Here is a 22,408-nt window from a genome sequence, read left to right on the forward strand (position 1 = left end):
TTCGTTATGCCTCAAATTACATGTCCAACCTGCGGTGATCGCCATGAGTACGACACCACATCGCCATTTCGCCCTTTTTGCTCAGAACGTTGTAAATTGATTGACCTCGGCGCATGGTCTCAAGAGTCGTATAAAATACCTGTAACGCAAGAACATATGGCGACTGACCTTGATGACCACGTTTTGGAACATACGCCAATCTCTCATTGAGTCACGTATTTGAAAATACTTGTTGACAGTTAAGGCGAAAGTGTTCATAATCTCGTTTCTCTGCTGCTGAGGCGGCGAGAAAAAGCGGTGTGAAGGGTTAGTTGGGCGTTCGAGTTTGTTGTTGATGTTAAAAAATAAACTTAAAAAAATGCTTGACGAACTGGTTTGAATGCTTCATAATCTCGCTTCTGTGCTGATGACGGTGCAGCGAAAAAGAGCCAAGGTTCTGCTTCGGAAAGACAAGATCTTTAAAAATTAACAGCCGATAAGTGTGGGCGTTTGTGGTGTAGTCGAGAGCTTAGGTTCTAGACGTTAAACCATAGAGGCTCATACTTGACGAAACAAAGCAATGAGAATGGTGTTAAAGCCATTTGAATTAAAATGTCAGTCAATACTTGAGTAGCCGTAGCGATACGGCAAATGCGAAAGCAATGAATTAAACTGAAGAGTTTGATCATGGCTCAGATTGAACGCTGGCGGCATGCTTTACACATGCAAGTCGAACGGTAACAGGAAGAAAGCTTGCTTTCTTTGCTGACGAGTGGCGAACGGGTGAGTAACACATCGGAACGTACCGTTAGGTGGGGGATAACTACTCGAAAGAGTGGCTAATACCGCATATAACTATGGTTGAAAGCAGGGGACCTTCGGGCCTTGCGCCAAGCGAGCGGCCGATGGAAGATTAGCTAGTTGGTGAGGTAAAGGCTCACCAAGGCGACGATCTTTAGCGGGTCTGAGAGGACGATCCGCCACACTGGAACTGAGACACGGTCCAGACTCCTACGGGAGGCAGCAGTGGGGAATTTTGGACAATGGGGGCAACCCTGATCCAGCAATGCCGCGTGAGTGAAGAAGGCCTTCGGGTTGTAAAGCTCTTTTGTTAGGGAAGAAAGCCTGACCACTAATACTGGTTGGGGATGACGGTACCTAAAGAATAAGCACCGGCTAACTACGTGCCAGCAGCCGCGGTAATACGTAGGGTGCAAGCGTTAATCGGAATTACTGGGCGTAAAGCGTGCGCAGGCGGTCTGATAAGACAGTCGTGAAATCCCCGAGCTTAACTTGGGAACTGCGATTGTAACTGTCAGACTAGAGTGTGTCAGAGGGAGGTAGAATTCCACGTGTAGCAGTGAAATGCGTAGAGATGTGGAGGAATACCGGTGGCGAAGGCGGCCTCCTGGGATAACACTGACGCTCATGTACGAAAGCGTGGGGAGCAAACAGGATTAGATACCCTGGTAGTCCACGCCCTAAACGATGTCTACTGGTTGTTGGGGATTCATTTCCTTAGTAACGAAGCTAACGCGTGAAGTAGACCGCCTGGGGAGTACGGTCGCAAGATTAAAACTCAAATGAATTGACGGGGACCCGCACAAGCGGTGGATGATGTGGATTAATTCGATGCAACGCGAAAAACCTTACCTACCCTTGACATGCCACTAACGAAGCAGAGATGCATTAGGTGCTCGAAAGAGAAAGTGGACACAGGTGCTGCATGGCTGTCGTCAGCTCGTGTCGTGAGATGTTGGGTTAAGTCCCGCAACGAGCGCAACCCTTGTCGTTAATTGCCATCATTAAGTTGGGCACTTTAGCGAGACTGCCGGTGACAAACCGGAGGAAGGTGGGGATGACGTCAAGTCCTCATGGCCCTTATGGGTAGGGCTTCACACGTCATACAATGGTCGGTACAAAGGGTTGCCAAGCCGCGAGGTGGAGCCAATCCCATAAAACCGATCGTAGTCCGGATTGGAGTCTGCAACTCGACTCCATGAAGTCGGAATCGCTAGTAATCGTGGATCAGAATGTCACGGTGAATACGTTCCCGGGTCTTGTACACACCGCCCGTCAAACCATGGGAGTGGGTTTCACCAGAAGTAGTTAGCCTAACCGCAAGGAGGGCGATTACCACGGTGGGATTCATGACTGGGGTTAAGTCGTAACAAGGTAGCCGTATCGGAAGGTGCGGCTGGATCACCTCCTTTCTAGAGATAGAAAAGCCATAAACGTCCACACTTATCGGAATGTTAAACAAAAGAACAGTAAATCCTAATGGGGGATTAGCTCAGCTGGGAGAGCACCTGCTTTGCAAGCAGGGGGTCGTCGGTTCGATCCCGTCATCCTCCACCAAGAATGTTGGATCGAAGACGGGTCTTTAGCTCAGTTGGTTAGAGCACTGTGTTGATAACGCAGGGGTCGATGGTTCGAGTCCATCAAGACCCACCACATGACTGTTCTTAAAGTATTTATTGTTGTTTAATTTCGACTTGTCTTATTCCAAGTGAATCATTAAGTATCCGCATTGACAAGTGCTGATGCTTAATCCTTTACGAAGGATTATAGCGCAAACGCGCTGGCAGCAATGCCCGGCTGATCTTTAACAACTAGAAACCAAGCAAATTTAACAGTGATAATATGATGTGTTCAAGGAATTGAATGCATGTTTTAACACGGGTTAGATTGCATCAAAATAAAGTAGTTCTCAAGAAGTAGTATGAAGAATACGACGTCGATTCAGCAATGAATTGGCACTTGAAATTACGGCAAACAAACCGACACACATACTCATGTAAATGTGTGTGTCAAAACTAGTGCGAACACTTTATGACCTGAGCGATCAGAGTTATAAGGTCAAGTGACTAAGTGCATGTGGTGGATGCCTTGGCGATTACAGGCGACGAAAGACGTGATAGCCTGCGAAAAGCTCTGGGGAGGTGGCAAATAACCTTTGATCCAGAGATATCTGAATGGGGAAACCCAACCCTTAGGGGTTACTGCTGACTGAATACATAGGTCAGTGGAGCGAACGCGGAGAACTGAAACATCTAAGTACCCGTAGGAAAAGAAATCAACCGAGATTCCCAAAGTAGCGGCGAGCGAAATGGGACCAGCCGTGATGTGATATAGGATCAGTTAGTAGAATGGAATGGAAAGTCCAGCTATAGAGGGTGATAGCCCCGTATACGAAAACTCAACCTAGGTACTAAGCATCAGACAAGTAGGGCGGGACACGAGAAATCCTGTCTGAATATGGGGGGACCATCCTCCAAGGCTAAATACTCGTAATCGACCGATAGTGAACCAGTACCGTGAGGGAAAGGCGAAAAGAACCCCGGGAGGGGAGTGAAATAGATCCTGAAACCGCATGCATACAAACAGTAGGAGCGGACTTGTTCCGTGACTGCGTACCTTTTGTATAATGGGTCAGCGACTTACGTTGTGTTGCAAGCTTAACCGAATAGGGGAGGCGTAGCGAAAGCGAGTCTGATAAGGGCGACAGTAGCACGGCGTAGACCCGAAACCAAGTGATCTATCCATGGCCAGGATGAAGGTTGGGTAACACCAACTGGAGGTCCGAACCCACTAATGTTGAAAAATTAGGGGATGAGCTGTGGATAGGGGTGAAAGGCTAAACAAACTTGGAGATAGCTGGTTCTCTCCGAAAACTATTTAGGTAGTGCCTCAAGTATTGCTTACGGGGGTAGAGCACTGTTATGGCTAGGGGGTCATTGCGACTTACCAAACCATGGCAAACTCCGAATACCGTAAAGTATGAGCTTGGGAGACAGACATCGGGTGCTAACGTCCGGTGTCAAGAGGGAAACAACCCAGACCGCCAGCTAAGGTCCCCAATATAAGCTAAGTGGGAAACGAAGTGGGAAGGCTAAGACAGTCAGGAGGTTGGCTTAGAAGCAGCCACCCTTTAAAGAAAGCGTAATAGCTCACTGATCGAGTCGTCCTGCGCGGAAGATGTAACGGGGCTAAGCTTATAACCGAAGCTGCGGATACGTGCTTGCACGTATGGTAGGAGAGCGTTCTGTAAGCCTGTGAAGGTGCGTTGAAAAGCGTGCTGGAGGTATCAGAAGTGCGAATGCTGACATGAGTAGCGATAAAGGGGGTGAAAGGCCCCCTCGCCGTAAGCCCAAGGATTCCTACGCAACGTTCATCGGCGTAGGGTTAGTCGGCCCCTAAGGCGAGGCAGAAATGCGTAGCTGATGGGAAACAGGTTAATATTCCTGTACCATTGTATGATGCGATGGGGGGACGGATCGTAAAAGGTTATCCAACGGTTGGAAGAGTTGGTTTAGGTGATGTAGGCGAGCGTTAGGCAAATCCGGCGCTCATTAGCCAAGGTCATCGATCGAGTGATTTAGGTCACGAAGTAACTGGAAGTGATTCCAAGAAAAGCCTCTAAGCTTCAGTCATACAAGACCGTACCGCAAACCGACACAGGTGGGCGAGATGAGTATTCTAAGGCGCTTGAGAGAACTGCGGAGAAGGAACTCGGCAAATTAATACCGTAACTTCGGGAGAAGGTATGCCCCAGTAGCGTGACTTGAACAAAGAAGCGTGAAAGGGTCTCAGAGAAATGGTGGCTGCGACTGTTTAATAAAAACACAGCACTCTGCAAACACGAAAGTGGACGTATAGGGTGTGACGCCTGCCCGGTGCTGGAAGATTAAATGATGGGGTGCAAGCTCTTGATTGAAGTCCCAGTAAACGGCGGCCGTAACTATAACGGTCCTAAGGTAGCGAAATTCCTTGTCGGGTAAGTTCCGACCTGCACGAATGGCGTAACGATGGCCACACTGTCTCCTCCGCAGACTCAGCGAAGTTGAAATGTTTGTGATGATGCAATCTCCCCGCGGCTAGACGGAAAGACCCCATGAACCTTTACTGTAGCTTTGCATTGTATGTTGAATCGTTTTGTGTAGGATAGGTGGGAGACTATGAAGCTTTGGCGCCAGCCAGAGTGGAGTCAACCTTGAAATACCACCCTGAATTATTTGACGTTCTAACCTAGGCCGCTGAATCGCGGTTGGGGACAGTGCATGGTAGGCAGTTTGACTGGGGCGGTCTCCTCCCAAATTGTAACGGAGGAGTTCGAAGGTACGCTTAACACGGTCGGACATCGTGTGTAAAGTGCAATGGCAAAAGCGTGCTTAACTGCGAGACTGACAAGTCGAGCAGGTGCGAAAGCAGGACATAGTGATCCGGTGGTTCTGAATGGAAGGGCCATCGCTCAACGGATAAAAGGTACTCTGGGGATAACAGGCTGATACCGCCCAAGAGTTCATATCGACGGCGGTGTTTGGCACCTCGATGTCGGCTCATCTCATCCTGGGGCTGTAGTCGGTCCCAAGGGTATGGCTGTTCGCCATTTAAAGAGGTACGTGAGCTGGGTTTAAAACGTCGTGAGACAGTTTGGTCCCTATCTGCCGTGGGCGCTGGAAATTTGACGGGGGCTGTTCCTAGTACGAGAGGACCGGAATGGACGTACCGCTGGTGTACCTGTTGTTTCGCCAGAAGCATCGCAGGGTAGCTAAGTACGGAAGAGATAACCGCTGAAAGCATCTAAGCGGGAAACTTGCCTGAAGATAAGATTTCCCAGGAGCTTGACTCCTTTGAAGGGTCGTTCGAGACCAGGACGTTGATAGGTTGGGTGTGGAAGTGCAGTAATGCATTAAGCTAACCAATACTAATTGCCCGTAAGGCTTGACCTTATAACTGTGGTTGTTCCAGTATAAGCGTCGCACTAATCGATGATCGAAAGATCACGGTTTGTTTGATTGATGTAATTTAACTCGTTAAAACCCATCCTAATCAGATGGATGTCACTGTAAATATGCTTAGTTTCTAGTCTGTTGGACGAAAGTTCAACAAAAGACGCCCGATTTTATGTTGGCTGTTTGAGGTTTCAACTACTCATAACAGGCAATGCAGGCTTTGCCTGACGACCATAGCAAGTTGGTCCCACTCCTTCCCATCCCGAACAGGACAGTGAAACGACTTAGCGCCAATGATAGTGCGGATTCCCGTGTGAAAGTAGGTCATCGTCAGGCTTTATATACTAAACCCCAGCTCTTTGAGCTGGGGTTTTTTTATGCGCATTTGAAACCATCAGATGCAACCCAATAAACCATCCATTGGCTGTGTTAGAACAAACACAAGGTATGGGCTATGTGAGCTCGGGGTTGAGGCAGGCCTGGCTTGGTGCGGTTTTTCTGGTTTGAAGGTCGAACCACTCACCGTTCTGGAGGCAATCATGCCCTGCATGATGATTGTGGCTTTTGTGGATCCACATTATATAAAAAATAAAGACCCATATCATTTTGTTATATCTGCTAGTCCAATGGCGCACTATTGTGTTTATATGACTGACGTTATGATGTGGTCATGCAAACACCTCTTTCTACTCTCTTCATGCGCGGCGGCACATCTCGTGGTCCTTTCTTCAAAGAAAGTGATTTGCCTGCTGACATCGCATTGCGCGACCGTATTTTGTTGGCGGTCATGGGCTCACCTGATCCCCGCCAGATCGATGGTTTGGGGGGGGCGCACCCACTGACCAGCAAAGTGGGCATTGTTGGTTTGGGAACAACAGATGGGGTTGACCTAACTTTTTTATTTGCTCAATTACAGCCCAATAATGACAGCGTCGACACCACGCCGAATTGTGGCAATATGCTGGCGGCGGTCGTTCCTTTTGCTTTGGAAACGGGCATGGTCAAAGCACAAGGCGTGACCAGTACTTTTCGTGTGTTGACTCTGAATACCGATATGGCTTGCGATATCACGGTGCAAACACCCAATGGTCAAATCAGTTACGAAGGTGATGCGCGCATTGATGGTGTTCCAAGCACATCTGCGCCAATTACGATTAATTTTCTAGATACGGCGGGCTCTGTTTGCTCTGGCCTTTTGCCCACAGGCAAAGTCAAAGACACCGTTTCTGTGGATGGTGTTGGCACAATCGAGGTGACGTGCATCGATAATGGCATGCCATTGATCATCATGCGTGCAGCAGATTTGGGTCGTACAGGCTACGAATCCATTGTGGACATGAATGCGGATGCTGAGCTGAAAATAAAGCTGGAGGCTTTACGCCTTCATTGCAGTCACTTGATGGGTTTGGGTGATGTCACAAAAAAAAATTATCCAAAGATGACTTTAATTGCAGCACCACGTGATGGTGGCAGTTTGTCTACGCGCAGTTTCATCCCACATGTGTGCCATGACGCGATTGGTGTTTTGGCCGCAGTCACCGTCGCGACTGCATGTGTACTGGATGGTTCTGTGACGGAAGGCATTGCGCAGGTGAACGCTGGTCCATCGACATTGATTTCAGTTGAGCATCCAACAGGTGAGTTTTCGGTTGATTTGGCCATTGATCCAAGCAACCCTCAGAATATCGAGCGTGCAGCATTGTTGCGTACTGCTCGATTGATCATGCGTGGTGAGGCGATGGTATCACGTGCGATTTGGGATGGCTCATTGTAGGATGCTGCAACAGAGGTGGTCGTAAGGATCGTTGTATCGGTTTATACCCAAGTGGTTTTGGGTTTTTTATTTAAAAAGTGATGGGCACACCCATCCATACACAGGAGATCACCATGATTATTGATTGCCACGGTCATTACACCACCGCACCAAAAGCGCTAGAAGAATGGCGTAACCGTCAAATCGCAGGGATCAAAGACCCCGCCATGATGCCAAAAGTGTCAGAACTAAAAATCAGCGATGATGAGTTATGCGAAACCATTGAGCTGAATCAATTGCGTTTGATGAAAGAGCGCGGCAGCGATTTGACCATTTTTTCACCACGTGCGAGTTTTATGGCGCATCACATTGGTGATTTCAATGTGTCGAGCACTTGGGCGGCGATTTGTAATGAGCTGTGCTATCGCGTCAGTCAATTGTTTCCAGATCATTTTGTTCCCGCCGCGATGTTGCCGCAATCACCGGGTGTTGATCCAGCGACTTGTATTCTTGAGTTGGAAAAATGCGTCAACGAGTACGGTAATGTGGGCATCAATTTGAATCCTGACCCAAGTGGTGGACACTGGACATCCCCACCCTTGTCAGACAAAAGCTGGTATCCGATTTATGAAAAAATGGTCGAGTACGACATCCCTGCAATGATTCACGTCAGCACCAGTTGCAATGCTTGTTTCCACACCACGGGTGCACATTACTTGAACGCAGACACGACGGCATTTATGCAATGCCTGACCAGTGATTTATTTAAAGATTTCCCCACTTTGCGCTTCTTGATTCCACACGGCGGCGGTGCTGTGCCTTATCACTGGGGGCGTTTTCGTGGCCTTGCTCAAGAATTGAAAAAGCCCTTGTTAGAAGACCATTTGCTCAACAATATTTTCTTTGACACCTGTGTTTATCATCAACCTGGTATTAACTTGCTCAATACCGTGATTCCTGTAAAAAATGTATTGTTCGCTTCTGAAATGATTGGCGCAGTGCGCGGCATTGACCCACAAACGGGTCATTACTACGATGACACCAAACGATACATCGAAGCATCACCAATTTTGTCAAATGAAGACCGTTTCCAAATTTATGAGGGCAATGCCCGCCGCGTCTTTCCACGTTTGGATGCGAAGCTTAAAGCCAAAGGACAATAATCATGAGCATGAATAATTTAGGTGTTGTTAAACGCAACATCGTTCGCGCAGATCAAGCTGCTGTTGCACGTTTATCGAAACTCGGCGTAGCAACCATCCATGAGGCGATGGGACGGGTTGGGTTGATGAAGCCGTATATGCGCCCCATTTATCATGGCGCGAACATCTGTGGCACAGCAATTACGGTGTTGTTGCAACCGGGTGACAACTGGATGATGCACGTCGCTGCTGAGCAGATTCAAGTGGGTGATGTGGTGGTGGCCGCCTGCACGACTGAAAATGAAGATGGTTTTTTTGGTGATTTGCTCGCCACATCATTTCAAGCGCGTGGTGCACGCGGGCTGATCATTGATGGCGGCGTGCGTGATGTCAAAGATTTGACCGAAATGAATTTTCCCGTGTTTTCGAAGGCGATTCATGCCAAAGGCACGATTAAGGCGACCTTGGGTTCAGTTAATATTCCCATTGTATGTGCTGGCGCGGTGGTGAACGCAGGTGATGTGGTGATTGCAGACATTGACGGCGTGGTGGTGGTGCCTGCGGCCATCGCTGAGCAGGTCGCTGATGCCGCTGAAAAGCGTGAAAGTTTTGAAGGTGAAAAACGTGCAAAACTGGCGGCGGGCGTGTTGGGCTTGGACATGTACAAGATGCGTGAGCCATTGGAAAAAGCAGGTTTGAAGTACATTGATTAACAAGTAAAAGCACATGCGCGATGCTTGATCGAGGTCAATCTAGAAGTCGATTGAAGTGTTCACAAGCAGGCGGCATGCCACATTTGAAAAATACAACAACACGTCAGGAGATGATATGCGCTTTGAAAAAACCGCAGGCTGGTTGGACTGGTACAGCAATCCGAGCACACCCCGTTTCAAATTGCCTGCAGGCGCGGTCGATGCACACTGCCATGTGTTTGGCCCGGGCGATGAATTTCCTTACGCACCTGAGCGCAAATACACACCGTGTGATGCATCAAAAGCGCAGCTATTTGCACTGCGCGATGCCCTTGGTTTTGATAAAAATGTGATTGTTCAAGCCACCTGTCATGGTGCGGACAATGCAGCGCTGGTTGATGCACTCAAATCTTCCAATGGTAAAGCGCGTGGCGTGGCCACGGTCAAACGCACGGTCACGGACGCGCAATTGCAGGACATGCATGCGGCGGGCGTGCGTGGCGTTCGTTTTAATTTTGTCAAACGTTTGGTCGATTTCACACCCAAAGATGAACTTATGGAGATCGCCGCACGCATTGCACCGTTGGGTTGGCACGTGGTGATTTATTTTGAAGCCGTTGATTTACCCGAGTTGTGGGATTTTTTCACGGCCTTGCCAACAACGGTGGTGGTTGATCACATGGGTCGTCCCGATGTGAGCCAACCAGTGGATGGACCCGAGTTTGAGTTGTTCTTGAAATTCATGCGCGAGCACAGCAATGTGTGGAGCAAAGTCAGTTGTCCAGAGCGTCTGTCCACGACGGGGCCCAAGGCTTTGAATGGCGAGCAAAATGCGTATGCTGATGTGGTGCCCTTTGCGAAAAGAATCGTTGAGGCGTTCCCTGATCGCGTGCTGTGGGGTACGGATTGGCCACATCCCAATTTGAAAGACCACATGCCAGACGATGGTTTGTTGGTTGATTTCATTCCCCATATTGCACCGACGGCTGAATTACAACACAAACTGTTGGTTGACAATCCTGTGCGCTTGTATTGGGCCGATTAATTTTTTACTATTTTGGAGGCGTTCATGTCGCTGAATAAACCTTATAAAGACATACCCGGTACAACCATTTTTGACGCTGAAGAATCGCGCAAAGGTTATTGGCTGAACCAGTTTTGCTCATCATTGATGAAAGCCGAAAATCGCACCCGATTCAAAGCCGATGAGCGCGCTTATTTGAATGAGTGGAAAATGACCGAGGCGCAAAAAGATGCAGTCATTTCACGCGATTTGAACGAATGCATTCGATTGGGCGGTAACATTTATTTTCTCGCACGCATTGGCGCGACCGATGGTTTAACGTTTCAACAAATGGCTGGCTCGATGACGGGCATGAGCGAAGAAGAGTACCGCAACATGATGGTTGGTGGCGGACGTTCGCCTGAAGGCAATCGTTATTTAGGTGAGGATGGCGATGCGCAACCGCACCGTCAACCGCAAGGCAATCACAACAAAGAGGAAGCATAAAATGGCACGCATCACCGCATCGGTTTATACCTCGCACATCCCCGCAGTGGGTGTTGCAATGGACTTGGGGAAAACCCAAGAACCCTATTGGCAGCCCGTGTTTGAAGGTTATGAATATTCAAAAGAATGGTTGAAAGAGAACAAGCCAGACGTGGTTTTCTTGGTCTATAACGACCACGGCACTGCGTTCAGCTTGGAAATGATCCCGACCTTTGCTTTGGGCACGGGTGCAGAATACCCACCTGCTGATGAAGGCTGGGGGCCACGCCCCGTACCAATGGTGCATGGGCATCCAGAGCTGTCGGCACACATTGCACAAAGCGTGATTCAAGACGACTTTGATTTGACGCTGATCAACGAAATGCCTGTTGATCACGGTTTGACTGTGCCTTTGTCGGTGATGTGTGGTCAGCCCGAAGCTTGGCCGTTCAAAGTCATTCCTTTTCATGTGAATGTGGTGCAATACCCCGTCCCATCGGGCAAGCGTTGCTTTGAGTTGGGACAAGCGATTCGTCGTGCGGTAGAGTCGTTTGATGAAGACTTGAATGTACAAATTTGGGGCACTGGCGGCATGAGCCATCAGTTGCAAGGTGCTCGTGCGGGTTTGATTAACCGAGAATGGGACAACGCATTTTTAGATCGTTTGATCGCTGATCCTGCTGATTTATCTAACATGCCGCACATCGATTACGTGCGAGAGGCGGGTTCAGAAGGTGTTGAGCTGGTCATGTGGTTGATTGCCCGTGGTGCGATGGCCGATGTCAATGGTGGTGCTGCACCGACAGTCAAGCATCGTTTTTATCATGTGCCTGCATCCAACACCGCCGTGGGGCATTTGATCTTAGAGAACAACATTTAAGATATGTGGGGAAAAGTACACACCTACTTTTCCCGTGCTCAATGACACGGATTTTTTCAAGAAAGCCTTGAAAACACACACGAAAAAACCACACATTGAGCCGCTCACTGTTTTCGAAGTGCAAGCATTTCAGCGCAACACATCAGGCAACACGACATTTTATTTTTCTTGATTTATTTTCTTAACGTAATGACTTATTCCATGTTTTCCTAAGGATTTTTCAATGAGCACAACCATTAAAGTCGCCCTCGCAGGCGCAGGCGCATTTGGCATCAAGCATTTGGATGGCATCAAAAACATCGATGGCGTTGAAGTCGTGTCGCTGATCAGTCGCGATTTAGAAAACACAAAAAAAGTCGCCGAACAATATGGCATTGGCCATGTGACCACAGAATTAAGCGAGGCTTTGGCTTTGCCTGAAGTGGATGCGGTCATTTTGTGCACGCCCACTCAAATGCATGCGGAGCAAGCGATTGCTTGTCTGAAAGCTGGCAAACACGTCCAGGTTGAAATTCCGATGGCTGACAATTTGGCCGATGCAGAAGAAATTGTGCGTTTACAAAAAGAAACAGAATTGGTCGCGATGGTCGGCCACACGCGCCGCTTCAATCCAAGTCACCAGTATGTGCACAACCAAATCACTGCAGGCCAATTTAACATCCAACAAATGGATGTGCAAACCTATTTTTTCCGCCGCACCAATACCAACGCCTTGGGGCAAGCACGTTCTTGGACTGATCACTTGCTGTGGCATCATGCAGCGCACACGGTTGATTTGTTCGCTTATCAAGCAGGCAGCCCGATTGTGCAAGCCAATGCGATTCAAGGACCAATTCACCCCACACTGGGCATTGCGATGGACATGAGCATTCAGCTCAAAGCCGCCAATGGCGCAATTTGCACATTGAGTTTGTCGTTCAATAACGATGGCCCTTTGGGCACATATTTCCGCTACATCGGCGACACTGCAACGTATCTCGCGCGTTACGATGATCTGTTCACGGGTAAAGATGAGCAAATTGACGTGTCCAAAGTGGCGGTGTCCATGAACGGCATCGAGCTGCAAGACCGTGAGTTTTTCGCTGCGATCAAAGAGGGTCGCGAGCCCAACTCAAGCGTCGAGGGTGTGTTTGCCTGCTACAAAGTATTGCATGATTTGGAACAACAATTGAATGCAGCAGGCTGAACATATGAGGGTGCGCACACTCGGTGAGTTTAAAGTCAATGCGATTGGCTTGGGCTGCATGAATTTAAGCCACGCTTATGGCACACCGCCAGATGAAAAAACAGCAGAAACATTGCTACTGACCGCTTTTGATTCAGGGGTCAATCTGTTTGATACGGCGGCATTGTATGGTTTTGGCGCCAATGAGACACTGGTTGGACGCGTGCTCAAGCCACACCGCAAAGACATTGTTTTGACCAGTAAATGTGGCATGCAAGGGGTTAATGGTGTGCGCGTGATTGATGGTCGTGCTGCGACAATCAAGCAAACCTGTGAAGATGCTTTACGCCGTTTGCAAACCGATGTGATTGACCTGTATTATTTGCACCGTTTGGATAAAAACGTACCCATTGAAGACAGCGTCGGTGCATTGGCCGATTTGGTGCGTGAAGGCAAAATCCGCAACATTGGTCTGTCTGAAATGTCGGCAGCAACCTTGCGGCGCGCCTGTGCGGTGCATCCGATTGCGGCCATGCAAACCGAATATTCGCTGTGGACGCGCAATGCTGAAATTGCTGTGCTGGCCGCATGTCGTGAATTGGGTGTGGCGTTCGTGGCCTTTTCTCCAGTGGGCCGAGGTTTTTTAGCGGGCGGCATATCGAGCATGGCTGCTTTGGCGCACCTTGCGGAAAAAGACATTCGCCGTGGCATGCCGCGTTTTTATCCGGAGTATTTTGAACAGAATTTGGCCTTTTTAACGGCTTTTCAGGACTTGGCAAACTCTTGGGGTTATGCCCCTGCATCGCTGGCGTTGGCGTGGTTGCTGCATCAGAGCGAGCACATCATTCCCATTCCGGGCACCACTCGAATCTCGCATTTGCTGGAAAATTTAACAGCGGCTGATCGGGTGTTGTCAAAAATAGACTTGGCACAAATGGATGCTGTGGTGCGTGCACATCCGATTGCTGGGGCGCGTTATAACGATGCCACTCAGCGTGAAATTGACACTGAAAATTAAAGCAAAAACAGGTATTGGCAGTTGTATGAGCCGATATCGCTTAAAGGGCGGTGATTAAGTGGCACGAGTAAGAACGTTGTGGTGATTGATCGTTTCAAGCATTAAAGATAAATGACAAACGATAAAAAAACAAAAGATAAAAAATAAGGAGATCGGAATGGCAGGCATGCAAAATGTATTGGTCATCAATGGCCCCAATTTAAATTTATTGGGTACGCGTGAGCCTGCGGTGTATGGTTCGGAGACATTGGCCGATGTGGTCAGTCACCTTGTGGCGGTGGGGCAAACGCTCAACATCAATGTGAGCCATGTGCAAAATAATATTGAAGGTGAATTGGTCAATGCGATTCATGCGGCGCGTGGTCAGGTCGATGCGATCATCATCAATGCAGGGGCATACACGCACACCAGTGTGGCTTTGCGCGATGCTTTGGCGGGTGTCGAGATTCCATTTGTTGAGGTGCACATTTCCAATGTCCACAAACGTGAGGCTTTTCGCCATCATTCGTATTTATCCGATGCTGCGATCGGTGTGATTGTTGGACTCGGCTCGTATGGTTATGAGGCTGCACTGCGTTTTTTAGCACAAAAAAAGTAAAAGGAAGTGCGGCATCCGTCCGCTGCATTCGATAAAACGATTAAAAAAGCAGGCGAGTTAAAAGGCTTGCTTTCAACTGAAAAGGCTTGTTTTCAACGGTCGGATTTTCTTCGATTTTTGTTGGTGGAATTCTTTGACGAAAATTCTAATTTAAATCTCGGGGCAAACAAGCGCTCACTTTTTTCATGTTCCTGAAGGAGACATTCATGATTAATGGCAACACCCAACTGATTGCACACATCGGTTATCCGACCCATGCATTTAAATCGTCTATGATTTACAACCCGTATTTCGAAAAAGAAAACATCAACGCGGTTGTTGTTCCTTTTGGATCTAAACCTGAGGATTACCCTGGCCTGTTGAGAGAAGTGTTTAAATTGAGCAATATTGCGGGTGCCCTCATCACCATGCCCCATAAAATCACCACCATGGGTTTGATCGACGAGATCAGTCCAACCGCTGAAATCGCTGGCGCGTGCAACGCGGTGCGCCGTACTGAAGAAGGGCGTTTACAAGGGGACATGTTTGATGGCGAAGGTTTTGTGCGGGGCGTGAAACGCAAAGGTGTTGATTTGGTCGGTAAACGGGTGTTGGTGGTGGGTAGCGGGGGAGTGGGCTCAGCGATTGCAGCCTCTTTGGCTGCGACAGGAGTCACCGAAATCAGTTTATATGATGTCAATCCAGCATCGGCATTGGCTTTGGGACAACGCTTAAGCAAACATTACCCTCAACTGGTGGTCAATACCGGTCTAAATGACCCAGAAGGACATGAGCTGGTGGTAAATGCGACCCCTATGGGCATGAACGAGGGCGAGCCGATGCCAATGGATGTGTCACGTATCGCGCCCTCGACTTTTGTCGGTGAAGTGGTGATGAGAACGGAAATGACTGCATTTTTGACCGCAGCGCAAGCACGTGGATGCCCTGTGCAAATTGGTACGGACATGTTGTATGAACAAATTCCTGCGTATTTGGAATATTTTGGTTTTCCGACGACGACGCCCGATGTCTTGAGGGTGGGGTCTCGCATCAGTTATTGAGCTAATTGGGCACAAGATATAGCAAAAAAGCATAACAGAAAGTTGATTTGAGGTCTTCCCATTGGGAGTGCAAAACGTAGAATGAGGCCATGTCAGGCGTAAAGGAGATGGATACAGAGGATAGAGTATTAACCCCACCGAACATAAAAATGATGGATAAAGATTCACAACATAAAAAAGGTCAGCGGTTCAGTTTTTTAATTGAGCTGCATTGATTAAACTTCCAATTTGGAGACAACAATGAGCACTACTTCAGCGCATGGTTCTAACGCCAGCCAGACCAAGAAAGCCACTTTAAGTGGTTGGATTGGTTCTGTTCTTGAATACTATGATTTTTTTATTTACGCCACAGCTGCGGCTTTGGTTTTCCCTCAACTGTTTTTCCCCAGTACAGACCCAACCGTCGCCATCGTGGCCTCACTGGCAACTTATGGCGTGGGTTACGTCGCCCGTCCAATTGGGGCTTACTTCTTGGGGCAATGGGGGGATCGGCATGGTCGTAAAACAGTATTGATTATTTGCATGTTTTTGATGGGCATTGCCACCATGGGCGTCGGTTTATTGCCCACTTATGCACAAGTGGGCATCTTGGCCCCAGTATTGTTGGTGCTCTTGCGTTTGGCTCAAGGCTTTGCGGTTGCGGGTGAGATCTCTGGCGCAAGCTCGATGATTCTTGAGCATGCACCGTTTGGTCGTCGTGGTTATTTTGCCAGTTTTACATTGCAAGGGGTGCAAGCGGGTCAGATTTTGGCTGCTGCGGTGTTTTTGCCTTTGGCCACATTCATGAATAAAGAAGATTTCATGTCGTGGGGCTGGCGCATTCCATTTTTGATGAGTTTTGTGGTGATTATTGTCGGTTATAAAATCCGTAAAGAAGTGGATGAAACGCCTGCATTTGCGGAAGAGTCCTCTCACAATGAGGTGCCTAAAACGCCAATGGCTCAAGTGATTAAAGAAAACTGGCGTGACATGATTCGTGTGATGATTTGTTCATTGATGAATGTGACACCTGTTGTGGCCACTATTTTTGGTGCCGCATATGCTGTTCAACCTGGCTATGGCATTGGTTTTGATAAATCTGTTTATCTGTGGATTCCTGTGGTCGGTAATATTGTTGCGGTCTTGGTGATTCCTTTTGTTGGCAATTTGAGTGACAAAATTGGCCGCCGTATTCCATTCATTGTGGGCTCTGTGGGCTCTGGTCTGTTGTCTTTTGCTTATTTGTGGGCGATCAGCATCCACAGCATACCTTTGGCATTCGTTTTTTCTATTTTGATGTGGGGCATTGTGTATCAAGGTTATAACGCGGTCTTCCCAAGTTTTTATCCTGAAATGTTTCCAACCCGTACCCGAGTTTCAGGCATGGCGATTTCTCAAAACATTGGCACTGCGCTCACTGCGATGTTACCCGCCTTGTTTGTTTCTGTTGCGCCTCCAGGCACTACGGCCAACATTCCTTTGACGGTCGGTTCAATTGCTTTGACCATCACCATCATTGCTTCAATCTCTGCTTGGACTGCACGCGAGACATTCCGTGTGCCCATGAAAGATTTGGGTAATAAAGATGCCAAGCCTGTTTCTGAGGTGGAATACAACAAGGCACGCACCGTTGCTTTTGCGGGCGACCAATAAGCAGTTTCAATTGCTTGTTAGCCATGCAGCCCCATTGGGCGGGTGATGCCCGTCCAATGGGGTTTTTCTCTCAGATTGAGTCACATTGAGTCACATAAGGTCTGCGGTCAATGGGCTGGTGATTCCTTTTTTTGTTTTTCTCAGATGGTTTTCTTGGTTTATTTGCGGGGTGTTTCACTTGTTTCGTTTATTTGATCGAAACGATGTGCGTTTGTGCTTTTGCATCAAACTTCTAATTTTTAACTTCTGTCCAGTAGATTTTACTTGTCAGAGTCGCCATACGAGTCACACATGCTTTCAATCTTAACTGTCACACTGCCCATTTATATCTTGATTGCTTTGGGTTATTCGGTTGTGCGCTGGGGCTTGTTTCCACGTGATGGCATGAAAACGCTGGGCTTATTTGTCGTGCGGTTTGCATTGCCTGCTTTATTGTTTAAAGCCTTGTCACAAAGTTCTGTCGAAGATGTTTTGAACGGCCGTTTTTTATTGGCATATGCATTGGGTTCTTTGCTGAGTTTCGCTTGGGGGTGGTTTAGCGAGCGCCAGCATGAGGATTCGTTTCGTGCCATTCGTGGCATTGGGATGTCGGTTTCCAATACCGGTTTTGTGGGCGCACCGATTGTGTTGCAGTGGTTGGGGCCTTCGGTCAGTGTTGCATTTGCGTTGGCCATGATTGTTGAGAATTTATTGATTTTGCCTTTGACTTTGGTGCTGGCTGAGCGCAATCAAGGTGGAGATGCCTCACCGTCTCAGTTGTTGGGACAAACCTTAAAACCGTTGGTTAAAAACCCATTGATTTTGGCTATTTTTTCAGGTTTTTTATGTGCCGTTTTTGAAGTGGATTTACCTTCACCCATCATCCGAGTGATTGATATGTTGGCGGGGGCATCGGGTGCTGTGGCTTTGATGGTCATTGGTGGTACGTTGGTTGGATTGAAAACGGATGGCATGTTGCCCGATGTGGGCAAGCTTGTGGCTGGGAAATTGATTGTTCATCCACTGTGCGTGGGGGTGTTTATGTTTTTGCTCATGTCGAAACAGCCCACGTTGTGTGCCGCGGCCATTGCCTTGGCGGCCATGCCGATGATGGGGATTTATCCAATTATTGGTCAAAAATACAGGCATGACGGTTTCTGTGCTGCGGCATTGTTGATGACCACGGTGACCTCGTTTTTTACTTTGCTTGGGTTGATGTCATTGCTCAAACATTTTGTTTTAAACTGAACAGAAGGCTGCATCAAATGCAGCTGGGTGCGATTTATAACAACAAGAAACAGGCGTGCCGCCTTGTCAGATGTTGCTGGGACGCACATAAACGTCAACCTCATTATTTACTGTTTACAGTGAAATTTGCCAATGATTCGCTGTTCTCACTCGTGAGTTGATGTTCTTAAGTGGTGTGTGAGGTTCCGCTCAAAACGGCTCACTTTAAACAAGTGCAAAGCAAGGGTTACTTTGCGATTAACGATAACAATGGAGAACATGCCATGAAACACAGCATTGCCACCGTGTCGCTCAGCGGCACTTTACCCGAAAAGCTCAAGGCCATTGCCGCTGCTGGGTTTGATGGGGTTGAGATTTTTGAAAATGATTTATTGTATTTTGATGGTTCACCCAAAGAAGTGCGTGACATGTGCCATGATTTGAACCTTGAAATCATGCTGTTTCAGCCGTTTCGTGATTTTGAGGGCGGGCCGCGTGATCGATTGCAACGCAATTTGGAACGCGCTGAGCGAAAGTTTGATTTGATGCAAGAGCTGGGCACTGACAAAATTTTGGTGTGCAGCAGCGTTGTGCCGAATGTGATCTGTGATGATGCGGTCATCGCCGATGACTTGCATCAGCTGGCGGAGCTTGCTGCCAAACGTGACATCATGATTGGCTACGAGGCTTTGGCGTGGGGCAAACATGTGTTTTCATACAAACATGCGTGGCAATTGGTTAAAACCATCAACCATGCCCATTTGGGCATTATTTTAGACAGTTTTCACACCATGTCTATTTTGGATGATTTGAGTGAGCTGGAAAATATTCCAGGTGAAAAAATTGTTTTTGTGCAGTTGGCCGATGCGCCGTACTTAAAAATGGATGTGATGGAGTGGAGTCGTCATTTCCGAAATTTCCCTGGACAGGGTGATTTTGGTTTGGCCTCTTTCCTTGCGCCTATTTTGGCATCGGGTTATCAAGGCCCTTTGTCATTGGAGGTGTTCAACGATGGTTTTCGTGCAGCACCGACGACCTTGACGGCGGCCGACGCACGGAAATCACTGCGGTATTTGGAAGAAATCACGCTCAATCGAATGGCGGCACATGTGCCACCGATTGCACCGACACAGCCCTTATTCAGCCCGCCACCCGCGGCCGAGTACAAAGGGGTGGAATTTTTGGAGTTTGCGGTGGATGAGGCGTCTGGTGAGCGTTTGGGTAAAGTGCTGGAGCAGTTCAGTTTTACCAAAACGGGGCAGCACAAGTCGAAAGCGGTGACGTTGTACCAGCAAGGCGACATCAATTTGATTTTAAACGCTGAACCCGACTCATTTGCGCATGCCTTTTTTGTTGCCCATGGCCCATCGCTGTGTGCCACTGCGTTTGCGATTGGTGAAGCGTCATCTGCGCTTGAGCGGGCGACGCAATATGGCTGTAAACCTTTTGAAAGTCGTGTCGGGCCGAAGGAACGCCACATCCCTGCGGTCCGTGCACCCGATGGCAGTTTGCAATATTTCGTCGATGCGGGCGATGGTAAGCGCTCGATTTACCATGCGGACTTTGAATTACAACCCACGGTCAACACCTTGTTGAAAAACATCGATCATTTCGCCATTGGCTTACCTGCTGAAACGATGGACAATTGGGTGTTGCATTTTCGTACCGTGTTTGGCTTTGTCACAGAGCACGAGTGGACTTTGCCTGATCCGTATGGTTTGATGAAAAGCCGTGTGGTGCGCAGCACAAACAACACCGTGCGGATTCCATTGAATATTTCGGAAAATCGCAACACGGCCATTGCCCGCTCTGTATCAACATATAAAGGCTCTGGTTTACAACACATTGCTTTTTCAACCCAAGATATTTTTGCCGCTGTGGCTTTGGTGCGCAGCAACGGTGTGGCTTTACTTGAGATCTCAGAAAATTACTACGATGATTTGCTGGCACGTTTCAGTTTGGAAGAGGCATTTGTCGATCGACTAAAAGCCCACAACATTTTGTACGATGCCGATCAATGGGGCGGTGGCTTTTTACACGTGTACTCTCAACCATTTGAAGAGCGTTTCTTTTTTGAAATTGTTCAACGCATGGATGGTTACGATCAATATGGTGCGGTCAACACACCTGTGCGCTTGGCGGCGCAGACCCAACACCGTAAAAAATCCTTGGAGTAAGCCAGACTGAGGCGTTATCATGGTGCACACGGCATTTGAGCGCTTGCATGCAACTGCATTGGCATTGTGAATGGCTTAAACGCACCGATGGTCGAATCAAAAAGGATGAACATGGAACTGAAGCAGCTCGAATATTTTATCCATGTGGCTGAATCAGCCAGCTTCACTCGGGCTTCGATTGAGCTGGACATTGCACAACCTGCACTGAGTCGACAAGTGCGCTTGCTCGAAATTGAGTTACAGCAACATTTGTTCATTCGCAACGGGCGTGGCGTGACCATGACCGATGCGGGCAAATTGTTACTTGAGCATGGCCGAGGGATTTTGCATCAAGTCGCTCGAACCCGTGAGGAATTGAGTCGCACCAATGGCACATTGGTTGGGCGGGTGGCATTGGGCATTCCACCGAGTTTGATGAAATCATTGGCCGTGCCCTTAACCCGCGCTTTTCGGCAGCATTTGCCGCATGCCTCATTGACGATCAGTGAGGGTTTGTCCGTCACGATGCAGGAATTGTTGGCCTCGGGTCGTCTGGACATCGCATTGTTGTACAACATCGCCCCCTCACCTGAAATTGAAACCACGCCGTTGATCGAAGAAGAAATGTTCTTGATTGAACCCATGGGGCAAAAGGTAAAAACGTCTGCACATCTGTCTCATCCCACATCCCGTGGTGTGGACACTGTTTCTCTCAAAGAGTTGGCCGAGGTGCCCCTGATTGTGCCGTGCCGCCCCAACTCAATTCGCATGCTCATCGAATCAGAAATGGCCAACATCGGATGCCGTCCCAAAATCGCTTTGGAAATTGACAGTGTATCGGCCATCCTTGCTTTGGTGGCCGACGGCCAAGGCAGTGCCATTCTGACACGCAATGCGGCCAATTCGCTGGGTGACCCCCGATTGTTCACCATACGCCAGATCACATCCCCCCTGTTAAAAAGCAAACTGATGCTCGCCACGTGCATTCGCCATCCCACCACCTTGGTTCAACAACGCTTCATCGCTGTGATTCAAAAAGAAATCGTTGCTTGGCTCAACACCGATTGAAGTGGACGAGATCAAATGACCGTTGACACATCGAGGTTGTAGGGGCTGTGTCCATTCGTGTCCTTTGTTTCGGTGTCCTTGCTTCGTATCCTTGCTTCGTATCCTTGCTTCGTATCCTTGCTTCGTATCCTTGCTTCGTATCCTTGCTTCGTATCCTTGCTTCGTATCCTTGCTTCGTATCTTTGCTTCGTATCTTTGCTTCGTATCTTTGCTTCGTGTGCTTGGTCTACGGGGTGGGGTGCAACACCACACGTTCAATCGCTTGTTCATTGGCTTGATTGAATTGCTCTAAGGCCTTGAACAAATCATCCAATACGGGTTTACCCATGACCCGCTCAATGTATTGGTATTGCACATCAATTAATCCTGCCATTTGAGACACCAATTGATCACCCTTGGGTGCCAATCGAATCAGCATGCGCCGTTGATCTTTGGGGATTTTATGGCGAGAAATGAGACCGATTTGCTCCATCCTTGTCAGCATTCCGACCATGCTTGGGCTTTGAATTTGGCACAATTCGCACAATTGCCATGGCTCCAATTGCCCCAGCTCATCCAATGACCGCAGAATTCGCCATTGTTGCTCTGTCAGCTCAAAATGCTGAAAAATAGGTCGAAAATGAGAAAGCAACGACTCTCGGGTTTTGATGAGCAGTTGAGGGAGGTTTCGGTTGGTGATGTGTGGTTTCATCGCGGGTTTCTCTTGCTTTGGTTCTAAGGTGGCAATGGCATCGGTGGCATGTTGATTGATGCTGTGATGACGTGTTTGCATTATACGGATTGACTTCACAACGATGCTTGTGATTTAATTGCTAATATATTAGTAAATTATACATTTGTTTTTTCAACTGCGAT

At 48.2% G+C, this 22,408-nt stretch carries 16 protein-coding genes, 2 tRNA genes and 3 rRNA genes; 20 read left to right on the plus strand and 1 reads right to left on the minus strand.

What is annotated here, in order from left to right; all coding sequences use genetic code 11:
* Nucleotides 1-6 precede the first annotated feature (6 nt).
* The 20 genes from DTO96_RS04400 (at nucleotide 7) to DTO96_RS04495 (ending at nucleotide 21,553) form a co-directional block, all read left to right on the plus strand.
* Nucleotides 7-210, plus strand: coding sequence for a DNA gyrase inhibitor YacG (locus DTO96_RS04400; protein WP_114562391.1), 204 nt, complete (start codon nucleotides 7-9; stop codon nucleotides 208-210).
* A 438-nt stretch (nucleotides 211-648) separates the two neighbouring features.
* Nucleotides 649-2,192: ribosomal RNA gene (locus DTO96_RS04405) — 16S ribosomal RNA — on the plus strand.
* A 69-nt stretch (nucleotides 2,193-2,261) separates the two neighbouring features.
* Nucleotides 2,262-2,337 (plus strand) — tRNA-Ala (locus tag DTO96_RS04410).
* Between the two features lie 19 nt (nucleotides 2,338-2,356).
* Nucleotides 2,357-2,433, plus strand: a tRNA-Ile gene (locus DTO96_RS04415).
* Nucleotides 2,434-2,836: 403 nt separating this feature from the next.
* Nucleotides 2,837-5,711: ribosomal RNA gene (locus tag DTO96_RS04420) — 23S ribosomal RNA — on the plus strand.
* A gap of 226 nt (nucleotides 5,712-5,937) precedes the next feature.
* Nucleotides 5,938-6,050, plus strand: a 5S ribosomal RNA gene (gene rrf / locus DTO96_RS04425).
* Together the 16S, 23S and 5S rRNA genes with 2 tRNA genes alongside form the textbook arrangement of a ribosomal RNA operon.
* Before the next feature lie 334 nt (nucleotides 6,051-6,384).
* Nucleotides 6,385-7,488 (plus strand): 4-oxalomesaconate tautomerase, encoded by a 1,104-nt coding sequence (locus tag DTO96_RS04430; RefSeq protein ID WP_114562392.1) that lies wholly within the window; start codon nucleotides 6,385-6,387, stop codon nucleotides 7,486-7,488.
* 113 nt (nucleotides 7,489-7,601) lie between these two features.
* Entirely contained in the window at nucleotides 7,602-8,630 is a 1,029-nt protein-coding gene (locus DTO96_RS04435) for an amidohydrolase family protein (RefSeq protein WP_114562393.1), read from the plus strand.
* A gap of 8 nt (nucleotides 8,631-8,638) precedes the next feature.
* Nucleotides 8,639-9,322 (plus strand): 4-carboxy-4-hydroxy-2-oxoadipate aldolase/oxaloacetate decarboxylase, encoded by a 684-nt coding sequence (gene ligK / locus DTO96_RS04440; RefSeq protein ID WP_192879033.1) that lies wholly within the window; start codon nucleotides 8,639-8,641, stop codon nucleotides 9,320-9,322.
* Between the two features lie 115 nt (nucleotides 9,323-9,437).
* Nucleotides 9,438-10,346, plus strand: coding sequence for an amidohydrolase family protein (locus DTO96_RS04445; RefSeq protein WP_114562395.1), 909 nt, complete (start codon nucleotides 9,438-9,440; stop codon nucleotides 10,344-10,346).
* Between the two features lie 24 nt (nucleotides 10,347-10,370).
* Entirely contained in the window at nucleotides 10,371-10,811 is a 441-nt protein-coding gene (gene ligA, locus DTO96_RS04450) for a protocatechuate 4,5-dioxygenase subunit alpha (protein ID WP_114562396.1), read from the plus strand.
* A gap of 1 nt (nucleotide 10,812) precedes the next feature.
* On the plus strand, nucleotides 10,813-11,670 hold the full coding sequence (locus tag DTO96_RS04455) for a class III extradiol dioxygenase subunit beta (protein ID WP_114562397.1): 858 nt from the start codon (nucleotides 10,813-10,815) through the stop codon (nucleotides 11,668-11,670).
* A 223-nt stretch (nucleotides 11,671-11,893) separates the two neighbouring features.
* A complete protein-coding gene (locus DTO96_RS04460; protein WP_114562398.1) occupies nucleotides 11,894-12,856 on the plus strand; it encodes a Gfo/Idh/MocA family oxidoreductase in 963 nt (320 codons plus the stop codon).
* A 4-nt stretch (nucleotides 12,857-12,860) separates the two neighbouring features.
* Complete coding sequence (locus DTO96_RS04465; protein WP_114563919.1) at nucleotides 12,861-13,853, plus strand: aldo/keto reductase; 993 nt, start codon at nucleotides 12,861-12,863, stop codon at nucleotides 13,851-13,853.
* 136 nt (nucleotides 13,854-13,989) lie between these two features.
* Entirely contained in the window at nucleotides 13,990-14,451 is a 462-nt protein-coding gene (gene aroQ / locus DTO96_RS04470; RefSeq protein ID WP_373277829.1) for a type II 3-dehydroquinate dehydratase, read from the plus strand.
* A gap of 206 nt (nucleotides 14,452-14,657) precedes the next feature.
* The gene (locus DTO96_RS04475) at nucleotides 14,658-15,491 is read left to right on the plus strand and encodes a shikimate dehydrogenase family protein (protein ID WP_114562400.1); all 834 of its coding nucleotides are present in this window, start codon (nucleotides 14,658-14,660) and stop codon (nucleotides 15,489-15,491) included.
* 240 nt (nucleotides 15,492-15,731) lie between these two features.
* A complete protein-coding gene (locus DTO96_RS04480) occupies nucleotides 15,732-17,123 on the plus strand; it encodes an MFS transporter (RefSeq protein WP_114562401.1) in 1,392 nt (463 codons plus the stop codon).
* A 291-nt stretch (nucleotides 17,124-17,414) separates the two neighbouring features.
* The gene (locus DTO96_RS04485; RefSeq protein WP_114562402.1) at nucleotides 17,415-18,350 is read left to right on the plus strand and encodes an AEC family transporter; all 936 of its coding nucleotides are present in this window, start codon (nucleotides 17,415-17,417) and stop codon (nucleotides 18,348-18,350) included.
* A 263-nt stretch (nucleotides 18,351-18,613) separates the two neighbouring features.
* Entirely contained in the window at nucleotides 18,614-20,506 is a 1,893-nt protein-coding gene (locus tag DTO96_RS04490; RefSeq protein ID WP_114563920.1) for a bifunctional sugar phosphate isomerase/epimerase/4-hydroxyphenylpyruvate dioxygenase family protein, read from the plus strand.
* A gap of 111 nt (nucleotides 20,507-20,617) precedes the next feature.
* The gene (locus DTO96_RS04495) at nucleotides 20,618-21,553 is read left to right on the plus strand and encodes a LysR substrate-binding domain-containing protein (protein ID WP_114562403.1); all 936 of its coding nucleotides are present in this window, start codon (nucleotides 20,618-20,620) and stop codon (nucleotides 21,551-21,553) included.
* A 226-nt stretch (nucleotides 21,554-21,779) separates the two neighbouring features.
* Here DTO96_RS04495 and hpaR read toward each other — a convergent pair whose 3' ends face one another.
* Nucleotides 21,780-22,325: a homoprotocatechuate degradation operon regulator HpaR gene (hpaR, locus tag DTO96_RS04500; protein ID WP_225972558.1), complete on the minus strand. Its 546-nt coding sequence runs from the start codon at nucleotides 22,323-22,325 to the stop codon at nucleotides 21,780-21,782.
* Nucleotides 22,326-22,408 lie beyond the last annotated feature (83 nt).

The sequence above is a fragment of the Ephemeroptericola cinctiostellae genome (genome assembly GCF_003339525.1).
In the GTDB taxonomy this organism is placed as follows: Bacteria; Pseudomonadota; Gammaproteobacteria; order Burkholderiales; family Burkholderiaceae; genus Hydromonas; species Hydromonas cinctiostellae.

Coding starts and splice junctions, on each gene's coding strand:
- DTO96_RS04400 (WP_114562391.1), top strand. CDS start 7: ATGCCTCAAATTACATGTCCAACCTGCGGTGATCGCCATGAGTACGAC.
- hpaR (WP_225972558.1), bottom strand. CDS start 22,325: ATGCAAACACGTCATCACAGCATCAATCAACATGCCACCGATGCCATT.
- DTO96_RS04480 (WP_114562401.1), top strand. CDS start 15,732: ATGAGCACTACTTCAGCGCATGGTTCTAACGCCAGCCAGACCAAGAAA.
- ligK (WP_192879033.1), top strand. CDS start 8,639: ATGAATAATTTAGGTGTTGTTAAACGCAACATCGTTCGCGCAGATCAA.
- DTO96_RS04475 (WP_114562400.1), top strand. CDS start 14,658: ATGATTAATGGCAACACCCAACTGATTGCACACATCGGTTATCCGACC.
- DTO96_RS04445 (WP_114562395.1), top strand. CDS start 9,438: ATGCGCTTTGAAAAAACCGCAGGCTGGTTGGACTGGTACAGCAATCCG.
- DTO96_RS04490 (WP_114563920.1), top strand. CDS start 18,614: ATGAAACACAGCATTGCCACCGTGTCGCTCAGCGGCACTTTACCCGAA.
- DTO96_RS04435 (WP_114562393.1), top strand. CDS start 7,602: ATGATTATTGATTGCCACGGTCATTACACCACCGCACCAAAAGCGCTA.
- DTO96_RS04430 (WP_114562392.1), top strand. CDS start 6,385: ATGCAAACACCTCTTTCTACTCTCTTCATGCGCGGCGGCACATCTCGT.
- DTO96_RS04460 (WP_114562398.1), top strand. CDS start 11,894: ATGAGCACAACCATTAAAGTCGCCCTCGCAGGCGCAGGCGCATTTGGC.
- DTO96_RS04465 (WP_114563919.1), top strand. CDS start 12,861: ATGAGGGTGCGCACACTCGGTGAGTTTAAAGTCAATGCGATTGGCTTG.
- DTO96_RS04495 (WP_114562403.1), top strand. CDS start 20,618: ATGGAACTGAAGCAGCTCGAATATTTTATCCATGTGGCTGAATCAGCC.
- DTO96_RS04455 (WP_114562397.1), top strand. CDS start 10,813: ATGGCACGCATCACCGCATCGGTTTATACCTCGCACATCCCCGCAGTG.
- DTO96_RS04485 (WP_114562402.1), top strand. CDS start 17,415: ATGCTTTCAATCTTAACTGTCACACTGCCCATTTATATCTTGATTGCT.
- ligA (WP_114562396.1), top strand. CDS start 10,371: ATGTCGCTGAATAAACCTTATAAAGACATACCCGGTACAACCATTTTT.